Consider the following 11,071-nt stretch of genomic DNA (forward strand, 5'->3'; position numbering starts at 1 on the left):
GGCGCCGGAGGCGACGGGCGCTCCGACGAACGCGGCGGCGACGTTGCCGGTCCCGCCCTTGTGGGCGAGCCAGGTCGAGAAGGTCAGGTCCTTCTTGCCGACGAGGCCGGCGGTGGGGATCTCGAGGTAGGGGGCGGCCGCGGCGGATCCGCCGGGGAGGCTGATGAGCCCGTTGCGGAACTGGGCTCCGGAGCCGCGCAGCGTCGCGCTGTAGCCGTTGCCGCTGGTGTCGGCGACCGTGGTGCCGGTGGGGGCGGTGTCGAACGTGTAGTGGAGGAGCGGGGTCTCGGTGGCTCCGAAGGCGGAGCTGGGGACCGTGGCGCCGAGCAGCGCCGTGGCGGCGACGGTCGCGACCGCCAGAGCGGTCCTCACCGCCGATCGTGATCGTCTCATGCAGCTAGGCCCTCGTGATCGGGTGCGGCGTCGAGGCACGATCCGCAGGGCCGCGGAGGTGTGCGTCTTCGCACGGAATGTGAACCTGAACATCCTAGATCGCGGTATCGGATCCTGACCAGACCCCGGGAGAGGTCTGCGGGCTCCTGCAGAACGCACGCCGAGAGCGCGGTCCCTCGCCCGCCGACGCACAGGCCCTCCTCTCCGCCGACGTTCTGCAGGAGCCGGCCGGGTGGCACGATGTCCGCATGGCCTCCGACCGCCCCGTCCTGCTCGTCGTCGACGTCGCCGACGGCGGCCGCGAGGATCCCGAGTTCGAGATCGAGCTGCAGCTGCTGACCGCGAGCGTCGTCTCGGCCGCCACCGCCGCGGGCTTCGTGGTCGACCGCGTCCCTGCCGAGCAGGCCGGCGCCGCCGAGCTCGAGCGTCGGCTCGCCGCCGCCGACGCCGTCGTGGTCACCGGAGGGGAGGACGTCGACCCGTCCCTCTACGGCGGCCGGCCCGACGACCCGCACCGAGGCCAGTCCTTCCCCGCGGCCGACCGCGCGCAGATCGCGCTCGTCCGCCGTGCCGTCGAGACGCGGACCCCGCTGGTCGGGATCTGCCGCGGGATGCAGCTGGTCAACGTCGCCCTCGGCGGCGACCTCGTGCAGCACCTGCCCGGCGCGGGTCACGTCGGCCGGTCGGTCCCCGGCGAGCACCTGTCGGGGATGGTCGACCACCGCGTGGCGCTCGAGCCGGGCAGCGCCCTCGCCGGCATCCTCGGCGCCGCGGAGCTCGTCGTCCGCAGCTCCCACCACCAGGCCGTCGACCGTCCGGGCGAGGGCCTCGTCGTGGTCGGCCGCGCCGACGACGGCACCGTCGAGGCCCTCGAGCACGAGTCCGCGCCGCTCTGGTGCGTGCAGTGGCACCCGGAGGACGCGGGCTCGCGAGGCACCGTGCTCACGGACCTGCTCGAGGCGGCGCTCGCCGCGACCGCTACTTGATCGACCCGCGCATCACTCCGCTGACCACCCAGCGCTGCGCGAAGAGGTACACGATCAGCAGCGGCGCCATCGCCATCAGGTAGGACGCGAAGGCGACGGTGTAGTTCGTGTTGAACTGCCCCTGGAAGACGTACTCGGCCAGCGGCAGGGTGCGGGCGGACGGGTCCGAGAGCACCACGAGCGGCAGGATGAAGTCGTTCCACGCCCACACGCAGGTCAGGATCCCGACGGTCGCGTTCATCGGGCCGAGCAGCGGGAAGATCACCTGCCAGTAGGTCCGCCAGGTCGAGGCGCCGTCGGTGCGCGCCGCCTCCTCGAGCTCGATGGGGATCGAGCGGATGAAGGCCGTGTAGATGAACGTGTTGATCGAGAGCCCGAACACGGCGTAGAGCAGGATCAGCCCGGCCTGGTTGTCCAGGCCCAGCAGGGCCGTCTCCTTCACCACCGGCAGCATGATGATCGGGAACGGCACGAAGACCGCGGCGAGCAGGTAGAAGTAGACGCCCTTGAAGAACGGCCTGTGCATGTTCCGGGCGACCGCGTAGGCGACCATCGAGTTCGAGAACAGCGTCAGCACGACGGCTCCGACCGTGATCAGCGCGGTGTTCACGAAGGCCTGCGGGAAGCGGGTCGCCGTCCACGCCTCGGCGAAGTTGCCCCACGAGATCGAGGTCGGCAGCTCGAACCCGGTGCCGCCGAGCTGGTCGGGCGTCTTCAGCGCGGTCACGACGGCGAAGTAGAGCGGCAGGAGGATCGTCAGCGAGCAGACCGCGATGAGCGCGGTCGCCCACCAGTTGATCCGGTAGGTGTCGCGGGAGGGCCGGCGCCGCCCCTCGGGCTCGCCGAGGGCGATCGCGGTCGTGGGGGTGATGGTCGATGTCATCAGAACGACGCCTCTCTGCGGCTGAGGACTCGGAACTGGATCAGCGAGACCACGATGATGATGAGGAAGTAGAGGACGGCGTTGGCCGTCTGATAGGCGTACTCGCCGCCCTGGAAGCCGCCGCGGTAGATCAGCAGCGTGATCGACTCCGTCGAGGTGCCGGGACCGCCGTTGGTGAGGGCGATGATGTGGTCGAACACCTGGAGGAAGTTCTTCATCGAGATGACCATGTTGATCGTGAAGAAGGAGGCGATCAGCGGGAACGTGATCGAGGTGAACTGCCGCCACCTCCCCGCTCCGTCGAGCGAGGTCGCCTCGTAGAGCTCGCCTGGGATCGTCTGGAGTCCGGCGAGGTAGATGATGATCGAGAAGGCCGAGGCCTGCCAGACCGCCAGCACCACGATCGCCACCCACGCCCAGTCGGCGTTCGCGAGGATGTTGTCGCCGATCACCGGGATCGCGCCGAGGATCTGCGGCAGCGAGTTCGCGAAGAGGTACTGGAACACGTAGCCGATGACCAGGGTCGAGAGCACGTAGGGGATGAAGTAGATCCCGCGGAACGCCGTCTGGAACTTGATCCGCGCGTTGAGGGCGACGGCGATGGCGAGCGAGATCACGTTCACCAGCACGGTCGCCACGATCGCGAAGCCGAAGGTGAACCCGTAGGCCTTCCAGACGCGGTCGTCCTGGAGGAGCGCGAGGTAGTTCGAGGCGCCGATCAGGTCCCAGGAGCCGTAGCCCGCGTAGTCCGTGAAGCTGAAGAAGATTCCGGTGAGGACCGGGACCGTGTGGAGCACGAAGAAGAGCAGGACGGCGGGGACCGTCATCCAGTAGAAGGTCTTCGAGGTGCGCCCGATGGTGCGCTTGCGGCGCGCGGGCGGCGGAGGAGTGGTCGCCACCGCCTGCGCGGCGGCCGTCGTGGTCGTGGTCATGGGGTCACTTCCTGGTCGTGCGTGCCGCGACTTTGCGCCACTCACTGTCGAGGGTCCGGAGCGCCGCGTCGGCGTCCCCGCTGGCGAGGAACGCCTGGAGCGTGGGGTTGAGCGGGATGCTCGCGGGGATCTGGTGGTCGACGAAGCCGATCAGCCGTCCCTGCTCGAAGTAGGGCTGCAGCTCGGCCAGCGTGGGGTCCGAGTTGGGTGCGGCGCCGACCAGCGGCGAGAAGGCGGCCTGGCTCTCGACGTACGGCTCGACGACTCCGGGGGTCAGCAGGAAGTCGACGAAGCGGCGGGCCGCGTCGAGCTTCGGAGTGCCGCGGCCGATGGCGACGGCCACGTCGACGCCCGAGGTGACCCGCGTGTCCGCGGGGTCGTCGAGCACCGGGTAGGGGAAGACGCCGAGATCGATGTCGGGGTTGTTCGTGCGCACCGGGTTGATCGCCCAGATGCCCTGCGGGTACATGGCCGCCTCGCCCGCGGCGAAGGCCTGGTTGCCGTCGTCGTAGCCGCGGCCGAACGAGCCCTCCTGCGTGTACGAGAAGAGCTGCCCGAGCCGCTCCATCGTCGTCGCGTAGTCCTTCGAGAACGAGACGGGGGAGTCGGGGCCGAGCGCCGCTCCCTCCTCGCGCATCGCGTCGAAGAAGCCGTCCGGCTGCAGCTGCCCGCCGAGCGCGTTGAAGGCGGGGGCGCCGGTCCAGTTGTCGAGCAGGGCGCCGTAGAAGGGAGTGATCCCGGCGGCGGTGAGCGTCTCGCAGACGGCGATCAGCTCGTCCCAGGTGGTCGGCACCTCGATCCCGTTCTCGGCGAAGATCGTGCGGTTGTAGAGGATCCCGTCCGCGTTGTTCGCGAAGGCGAGCGCGTTCACCTCCTTCCCCTCGAAGCTGCCGAGGGCGGCGAGGATGTCGAGGGCCGCCGGGTTCACCCGCTCGACCAGCTCGTCGCCCGTGAAGTCGTGGAACACGCCGGCCTTCGCGAGGTCGGCGTAGTAGCCGCTGCCGTTCAGGGTCAGCACGTCCGGCACCTTGTCCTTGACGAGCAGGGTGCGGATGGCCGTGTCGGGGTCGGGCACGTTGTTGGCGATGACCCGGATGTCCGGGTTGGCCGCCTCGAACTCGCGGATGATCCGCGCGAAGTCCTCCACCGCCTCCGCCTTGAACTGGAAGAAGTCGAGCGTGGTCACTCCGTCGCCGGCGCCGGGGGAGGCGCAGGAGGCGAGGGCGGCGGCGGACGCCGCGGCGAGCGGCACCGAGAGGAACAGCCGCCGGGAGAACCCGGGGGGATGCGGATGAGCGGACATGCGGCGCCTCCTTGCGCGTGGGGACAGGTCTCAGGGCGCGCTCGACCGCGGAGGGCGGTGCGAGAGCAGGTGCGGCGGCGGGGGAGCGGGTCGGCTCCGGAGCCGGGAGGGCGGGTCAGAGGGCGGTGAGCACGAGCGCGACGAGCTGCTCCGGATCGAGGACGGGGGCCTGGAGCCCGACAGTGCCCAGCACGCGGCCGCGGAGCGCGGTCCCGTGCTCGGCCCAGCCGAGCGGCGACTGCCCGGGGCCGCCGAGCGGCGACGTGACCGGGGCGAGCGCCACGGAGTAGGTGCGCTCCGGGTCCAGGCCCGGGAGCGTGATCCGGCCGGGCGGGTAGGTCTCGCCGGTGCGCAGCTGGGCGAAGGTGAAGAGGGCGGCGGAGCGGTCGGCGGCGACGACTCCGGAGAGCGAGGCGGCGTCGTCGGCGAGGTCGGCGCGCACGACCGTCCCGGTGTGCAGCAGCGCCCGGTGCTCGCGGTGGAAGGCGACCCAGGCGGTCAGCTCCTCCTCGACGGCGGGGGCGAGATCCGAGACGTCCCACTCGATGCCGAGGTGGCCCGGCAGCGCGGTGCCGGCGCGGAAGGCGAGCGAGTGGGTGCGCTGCGTCGAGTGCGACCGCGGCCCTCCGATGTGCTGCCCCATCAGCTCGGGCGGCACCACCAGCTGGGTGAAGGGCTGGATGGTCTGCCGCTCGAGCGGGTCGATGCAGTCGCTCGTCCAGATGCGGTCGGTGCGGGCGAGGATCCCGAGGTCGACGCGGGCGCCCCCGGAGGCGCACGACTCGATCTCGACGCCGGGATGCCGGGAGCGCAGCTCGTCGAGCAGGCGGTAGAGCGCGAGCACGTTCTCGTGGACGGCGGAGCGGCCGGTGACGGGCGAGACCGCCTCGATCACGTCGCGGTTGTGGTCCCACTTGAGGTACGCGATCGGGTACTCGATCAGCAGCGCGTCGAGGGCGTCGAGCACGTGCTCGAACGCGCCGCGCTGCGAGAGGTCGAGCACCTGCTGCTGCCGCCCCGAGGCCGGGAGGTGGCCGGCCGGGCCGAGGATCCACTCCGGATGCGCGCGGGCCAGGTCGGAGTCGGGGCTGATCATCTCGGGCTCCACCCAGAGGCCGAACTGCATGCCCAGGCCGGTGACGACGTCCGTCAGCGGAGTGAGGCCCTCCGGCCAGACCGAAGGGTCGACGGTCCAGTCGCCGAGCGCCGCGGTGTCGTCGCGGCGGCCGAGGAACCAGCCGTCGTCGAGCACGAAGCGCTCGACCCCGATCCGCGCGGCCCGCTCGGCGAGGGCGGTGAGGCGAGCGAGGTCGTGGTCGAAGTAGACGGCCTCCCAGGTGTTCAGGGTGACGGGCCTCGGAGCGACGGGGTGCTGCGGGCGGGCGCGCAGCGACGCGTGGAACCGGGCCTGCAGAGCGCTGAGCCCGTCGCCCCAGGAGCCGTAGGCGACCGGGGTCTCGTAGCTCTCGCCCTGCGCGAGCTCGATCTCGGCGGGCCGCAGCAGCTCGCCGGCCGCGAGGAGCGAGACGCCCTCGACGGTGCGCTCGGCGCGGAGCGAGGTGTCGCCGCTCCAGCCCAGGTGGACGCCGTGCACGAGCCCGCGCTCCCAGCCGAAGCCGGGCGTGCCCGCGGCGAGGAGGAGGGTCGCGTCGGCGCCGGGGCGGCCGCGGCGGGTGCGGCGAGTGTGCTCGCCGATGGTCAGCGGGCGGCGCTGCGGGTGGCGCTCGCGGAGGTGGTGCCCGGTGGTGTCGAGGATCTCGCGCGCGGTCGCGGGGAGCGGGAAGCCGAGCTCGAAGCGCTCGAGGCGGAACGGGCGGGCGTCGAGGTTCTCGACCCGGGCGCGCTGGGTGAGCAGGCCGGCCGCGTCGACCTCGAGGTCCACGGTCAGGCGCACGCCCGCGCCGGTGGCGACGGTCCGGAGGGCGGAGCCGAGCGCCTCGATGCTCTCGACCTCGAACCGCTCCGACGCGGCCGCGCGCTCGTGGGTGCCCTCGAAGGTGGGGGCGTGCTGCCAGCCGTCGGCCTCGACGGCGACGAGGCCGAACGGCGCGAAGGCGTCGAGCCCGCCCGAGACGCGCTGGGGGAGGGCGGCGTCTGCCAGGGCGGATAGTTCGGCGGCGGAAAGATCTCCGAGCGCGGTGCCCCAGTGCACGATAGTGGGGAAGGTGACGAGGCGGGCGTCGACGACGACGCTGGTGCCCCCGTCCTGCAAGTGGAAGAGGCGCGATTCCCGGCCGGAGAGGGTCACGGAGTCGTTCGTGGGGGCGATGCTGCGGTGCATGGCTTATTTCTAGAGCAGAAGTAATAGGGGTGTCAAGAGTGGTGAGGGTGACCGGATCCGTTCCTGGAGCGGCGCACTGCCGGTAGCTTTCTACCAGGCCGGAAAGAAGGAGCCCCGTGACCGACACCATCGTCGCCGAGGACGCCTCCGGGAGCTCCTCCGAGCTCCTGGCGCGCGAGGTCCTGATCCACGGTCCCGTCTCGCGGGCCGAGCTCGGCCGCCGCCTCGGCCTCTCGCCCGCCAGCCTGACCCGGCTCGCGCGCCCGTTCCTCGACGGCGGCCTGGTCGTCGAGGGCCCCGAGCAGAGCACCGGAGTCGGCCGCCCCGCCCGCCCGCTCGACATCCGCGCCGACGCGCTGAGCTTCGCGGGCGTGAAGATCACCGGCACCGAGGTCCTCGCCGTCCGCACCGACCTGCGCGCGCGGACCGCGCGGGAGCTGGTCCGCCCGCTGCCCGGCACGGAGCCCGCCGACGTGATCGCCGCGATCGTCTCGGTCGTCGACGAGCTCGGCGGCCCCTCCGCTTTCGCCGGCCTGGGCGTGACGCTCGGCGGGAGCATCGCCGCCGACGGCCGGGTGAGCCGCGCGCCGTTCCTCGGCTGGCGCGACGTCGACCTCGCCGCTCCGCTCTCCGCCGCCCTCGGGCTGCCGGTCGCCCTCGAGAACGACGTGGTCGCGCTCACGGGAGCCGAGCACTGGTTCGGCCGGGGCCGCGGCATCCCGCACTTCGCGGTGCTCACGGTCGGCGCGGGCGTCGGCTACGGACTGGTGGTGCACGACCGGGTGGTCGCGCCCCCGGAGGCGGGGCTCGGCCTGGGCGGCCACTACCCGCTGGATCCCACCGGCCCCGTCTGCGAGGCCGGCCACCGCGGCTGCTCGACCGCGATGCTCAGCCTGCCCTCGCTCCTCCGCCAGCTCTTCGTCGCCACCGGCCGCGAGCTGACCCTGGCCGAGGGCTTCGCCGCCGCTCGCGCGGGCGACCCCGGTGCCGAGCGCATCCTCGCCGACTCCGGCACGGCGCTCGGGACGATGATCGCCGCGATCGGCAACCTCTCGATGTCCGGCACGGTGATCCTGGCTGGGGAGGGTGTCGCCCTCTACACGGAGCAGGCCGCGGTGGTGGACGCCGCGATCGCGGCCACGCGCGACCCGGACGCTCCGCCCCTGGCGCTGCTCGTCGACGACGGCGGGCTCGTGGAGTGGGCGCGCGGCGCGGCGGCTGTTGCGATCCAGCGGCTGCTGCCGCGGATCGCGCTCGGGACGCTGGGGTAGCGGGGCTCCGCGGCGCGCGGGTGCTCGGGGTGCCGGGTCTCCGCGCCCAGTGGGCCGTCGGCACGCTCGCCCGGCGGGTCTCAGCGCCGCGGAGGCTCGGGATGTCGGCCCGGCGGGTGTCCGCTCCGGGCGGGTACCGGGACGCCGGCCTCGCGGGCTAGGCGCCGAGCGCCGAGCCGGGCAGGTCGCTCTGCAGGCCGTCGACGATCCGGCCGAACGCCGCGATCGCCTGGTCGTCGCCGAGACGACCGGAATCGACTCCTCCGGCGATGCGCAGGACCTCGGCCCGGCGCTCCGCCCTCTCCACCGCGTCGAGCCCGGAGGCCCCGATCGCTGCGGATGCGCGCACTCGCGCGACGATCGTGCCGACGTGCCATCTGCCGCGTGCCATCTGTCTCCTCTTGAAGTCCTCGCCCTTCTTCGGAGCGGACGCACACCCGAATGGGTGCGCGTCCCCCGTCCTCACCCCCGTCGCTCCGGCGATGCGTCACGAACGGTCGTCATCCGGCCGCCGTGGCGACCGTTCGTGACGCATCGATCGAGCTGGGGAGGCGGAGCGCCCGCTCGCGGAGAGGGGTCCGGGGCGCCAGACTGACGGCGAGCGGAGGGAGGCACGATGCGACGCCTCCGCGCCCTCGCCGCCGCGCTGCTCCTCCTGCCCGCCCTCGCGGCCTGCGCGCCGGGAGGCGCGACAGGCGTCCCGAGCGGCACCGAGGCGGCCGCCGTGGCTCCGACCACCGCCACCCCGGCTCAGGCCACTCCGACTCAGGCCGCCCCCGACCCGGCCCGCTCCTCCGCCCCGTCCGCCCCGGCTCCCGGGGTCACCGTCTCCGTCCAGCAGAACCGCTCCGACATCGCCGGCGGCACCATGGTCTTCGAGGTCCACAACGGCAGCGGCGCCCCGATCGAGGTCACCGCGGCCCGCCTCGTGGACCCGCGCCTTGCCGTCCCGCTCACCTGGACCGGCGGCACGGGCGTCCCCGACGGGACCTCGCGCGACCTCCGCGTCGACGTGCCCGAGCCCGCCTGCCCGGTCGCGGAGGCGCCCACTGCGCTCGAGGTCGTCCTCGCCATCGACGGCCACGGCGAGCACGCGTACCCCGCCGACGACCCGTTCTCGTTCGTCGACGCTCTCGCCCGGTCCGGATGCTTCGCCCGCACCGTCGACGCCGACCTCGCCCTGCGGATCGACACGTCCGGAGGCGCCGCGCACGAGCCGGCGCGCCTCACCATCACCGCCGACGTCCGGGGCACCCCCCTCGTGCTCCGCAGCGTCGACGCCACGATCCTGCTGCAGCCGCCCAAGGCCGCCGACGCCTGGACCCTCGACCGCTCCGTGCCCGCCGGGACCCTCGGCTCCGTGGTCCTGGACGCCGTCCCCACCCGCTGCGACACCCACGCGCTCGCCGAGGACAAGGTCGGCACGCGCCTGCCGGTCACCGTCGAGACCGCGGGCCGGCAGGGCACCGTCGTCGTCGCCGCGACCCCCGAGCAGAAGGGCGAGCTCTACGCGTTCATCACCGCGTACTGCGCGTCCTGAGCAGGGGTGGCGGGCGGTCCGGGGGCGCGGACGTCGGCGCCGCGGACGCGTCTCGCCGTCCACCTCGGCCGTCACTCGCCGCCGCTCGCCCGCATCGGCAGGTTGCGCCGTCGGCCGCGCCGAGCCGGTCCCGCCCGCCGTGGGACGAGCCCGGCTTACCCCGCCCGGCTCGGCTCGGCTCAGCCCGCTCGACTAGCTCAGCCCGGTTCAGCCAGCGCCCCGCTCCGCTGTGCGCGCCCCAGCCGCGCCCGTCCGCTTCACGCCGGCGCCGTGCTCAGCGCCTGCAGCCCCGTCACCCGCAGCAGGTCGAGCCGCGCCTCGTCCTCGCTGCCCGGCGCCACCGTGTAGACGACGATCCGCAGGTCGGTGCCCGGAGCCGTGAGCACGTCGCAGTCGATCGTGATCGGTCCGACGGGCGTCCGCGTCACCGTCTTCCGGCTCGCGCGGTGCTCGGCGATGCGTGCCTCCGCCCAGCGCCGCTCGAACTCGGGCGACTCCTCGCGCAGCCGGGCGACGAGGGCGGCGAGCGCCGGATCGCGCGGGTAGCGTCCGGTCGCCGCGCGCAGGTCGGCCGCGAGGTCGCTCGCGAAGTCCTCCTCGTGCTGCGCGTCGAACTCGGTGCCGGCGTGGCCGGAGGTGAAGTGCCGCCAGACGAGGTTCCGCTCCAGCCCGGTGAACACCGAGGGGTCGCCGTTCAGGGCGGCCCAGAGCGGGTTCCACAGCAGGATGTCGTGGGCCGCCGTGAACACCGCGAGCGGCACGTCGCCCAGGCGGTCGACGATCCGCTGCACGCCCGGGCTCACGTGCTGCGGCACGACGCCCGGCGAGGGGACGGCGGCACCGGCGACCCGGTAGAGGTGGTCGCGCTCGCTGTCCGTGAGCCGGAGCGCCACCGCGAGAGAGCGGAGCATCGACGGCGACGGGTTCCGTGCGCGTCCCTGCTCGAGCCGCACGAGGTAGTCGACGCTCACGCCCGAGAGCGCCGCCAGCTCCTCGCGGCGCAGGCCCGTGGCGCGGCGGCCCGAGCCCGCGGGCAGGCCGACGTCGGCGGGACGGATGCGGTCGCGCCACGAGCGCAGCACCGTGGCGAACTCCTCCATGCCGCCCATCCTCCTCCGCCCGCCGTCGCCGAGCCGGGTACTGACGGTCCCCCCGTCGAGCGCGGCCTGGTCGAGGCCCGACGACCCGCGCAGGATGGGCGCATGACCACGACACTCATCACCGGAGCGAACCGCTCCCTCGGCCTCGAGACCGCCCGCCGACTCCTCGAGGCGGGCCACACCGTCTACGCCGGCATGCGAGACACCGCCGACGGCGACGCCGCCCGCGCGCTCGGCGCCCACCCCGTCCGCCTCGACGTCACCGATCAGGCGAGCGTCGACTCCGCCATCGCCTCCGGGGTGAGGTCGTCGACGCCGAACGAGGTGCCGAGCACGCCGGCGTTGTTGACGAGCACGTCGAGCCCGGGCAGGGAGGCGATGG

The 11,071-nt window shown here is 73.4% G+C and carries 11 protein-coding genes; 4 read left to right on the forward strand and 7 right to left on the reverse strand.

The window, feature by feature from the left end:
- Window positions 1–372, reverse strand: a 372-nt coding sequence (locus C5C82_RS16105; protein WP_219814857.1) for a hypothetical protein, incomplete at its 3' end; no start/stop codon positions are given.
- Window positions 373–641: 269 nt separating this feature from the next.
- Between C5C82_RS16105 and C5C82_RS16110 the strand changes: the two genes are divergently transcribed.
- Window positions 642–1,379: a gamma-glutamyl-gamma-aminobutyrate hydrolase family protein gene (locus C5C82_RS16110; protein ID WP_104355364.1), complete on the forward strand. Its 738-nt coding sequence runs from the start codon at window positions 642–644 to the stop codon at window positions 1,377–1,379.
- Here C5C82_RS16110 and C5C82_RS16115 read toward each other — a convergent pair.
- The 4 genes from C5C82_RS16115 to C5C82_RS16130 all read right to left on the reverse strand — a co-directional run bounded on the left by C5C82_RS16115 (window position 1,372) and on the right by C5C82_RS16130 (window position 6,778).
- Window positions 1,372–2,262, reverse strand: coding sequence for a carbohydrate ABC transporter permease (locus C5C82_RS16115; protein ID WP_347877594.1), 891 nt, complete (start codon window positions 2,260–2,262; stop codon window positions 1,372–1,374). The two genes, C5C82_RS16110 and C5C82_RS16115, sit on opposite strands and share 8 nt — an antisense overlap.
- Window positions 2,262–3,194, reverse strand: coding sequence for a carbohydrate ABC transporter permease (locus C5C82_RS16120; protein WP_104355365.1), 933 nt, complete (start codon window positions 3,192–3,194; stop codon window positions 2,262–2,264). Before C5C82_RS16120 ends, C5C82_RS16115 begins: the two co-directional genes overlap by 1 nt.
- Window positions 3,195–3,198: 4 nt before the next feature.
- Entirely contained in the window at window positions 3,199–4,497 is a 1,299-nt protein-coding gene (locus C5C82_RS16125; protein WP_104355366.1) for an ABC transporter substrate-binding protein, read from the reverse strand.
- Window positions 4,498–4,612: 115 nt separating this feature from the next.
- Window positions 4,613–6,778, reverse strand: a complete 2,166-nt coding sequence (locus C5C82_RS16130) for an alpha-galactosidase (protein ID WP_104355367.1) — start codon at window positions 6,776–6,778, stop codon at window positions 4,613–4,615.
- 116 nt (window positions 6,779–6,894) lie between these two features.
- Between C5C82_RS16130 and C5C82_RS16135 the strand changes: the two genes are divergently transcribed.
- Complete coding sequence (locus tag C5C82_RS16135) at window positions 6,895–8,049, forward strand: ROK family transcriptional regulator (protein ID WP_104295144.1); 1,155 nt, start codon at window positions 6,895–6,897, stop codon at window positions 8,047–8,049.
- Between the two features lie 157 nt (window positions 8,050–8,206).
- Here the strand turns inward: C5C82_RS16135 and C5C82_RS16140 are convergent, their stop codons facing one another.
- On the reverse strand, window positions 8,207–8,440 hold the full coding sequence (locus C5C82_RS16140) for a hypothetical protein (RefSeq protein WP_104224027.1): 234 nt from the start codon (window positions 8,438–8,440) through the stop codon (window positions 8,207–8,209).
- 225 nt (window positions 8,441–8,665) lie between these two features.
- On the opposite strand from C5C82_RS16140, the gene C5C82_RS16145 reads away from it, so the two are divergent.
- Window positions 8,666–9,589, forward strand: a complete 924-nt coding sequence (locus tag C5C82_RS16145) for a hypothetical protein (RefSeq protein WP_104355368.1) — start codon at window positions 8,666–8,668, stop codon at window positions 9,587–9,589.
- 257 nt (window positions 9,590–9,846) lie between these two features.
- Here C5C82_RS16145 and C5C82_RS16150 read toward each other — a convergent pair whose 3' ends face one another.
- Window positions 9,847–10,689 (reverse strand): helix-turn-helix transcriptional regulator, encoded by an 843-nt coding sequence (locus tag C5C82_RS16150; protein WP_104269773.1) that lies wholly within the window; start codon window positions 10,687–10,689, stop codon window positions 9,847–9,849.
- 102 nt (window positions 10,690–10,791) lie between these two features.
- Here C5C82_RS16150 and C5C82_RS16155 point away from each other — a divergent pair.
- Window positions 10,792–11,071 (forward strand): SDR family NAD(P)-dependent oxidoreductase (locus tag C5C82_RS16155; protein WP_258066162.1); only part of this gene is annotated, 280 nt, incomplete at its 3' end.

This window comes from Rathayibacter sp. AY1D5, assembly GCF_002932515.1.
Classification (GTDB): domain Bacteria; phylum Actinomycetota; class Actinomycetes; order Actinomycetales; family Microbacteriaceae; genus Rathayibacter.

Bases quoted from the DNA above. Each gene is read 5' to 3' on its own strand.
- C5C82_RS16120 (WP_104355365.1), bottom strand. From the start codon at position 3,194: ATGACCACGACCACGACGGCCGCCGCGCAGGCGGTGGCGACCACTCCT.
- C5C82_RS16150 (WP_104269773.1), bottom strand. From the start codon at position 10,689: ATGGAGGAGTTCGCCACGGTGCTGCGCTCGTGGCGCGACCGCATCCGT.
- C5C82_RS16110 (WP_104355364.1), top strand. From the start codon at position 642: ATGGCCTCCGACCGCCCCGTCCTGCTCGTCGTCGACGTCGCCGACGGC.
- C5C82_RS16125 (WP_104355366.1), bottom strand. From the start codon at position 4,497: ATGTCCGCTCATCCGCATCCCCCCGGGTTCTCCCGGCGGCTGTTCCTC.
- C5C82_RS16115 (WP_347877594.1), bottom strand. From the start codon at position 2,262: ATGACATCGACCATCACCCCCACGACCGCGATCGCCCTCGGCGAGCCC.
- C5C82_RS16130 (WP_104355367.1), bottom strand. From the start codon at position 6,778: ATGCACCGCAGCATCGCCCCCACGAACGACTCCGTGACCCTCTCCGGC.
- C5C82_RS16145 (WP_104355368.1), top strand. From the start codon at position 8,666: ATGCGACGCCTCCGCGCCCTCGCCGCCGCGCTGCTCCTCCTGCCCGCC.
- C5C82_RS16140 (WP_104224027.1), bottom strand. From the start codon at position 8,440: ATGGCACGCGGCAGATGGCACGTCGGCACGATCGTCGCGCGAGTGCGC.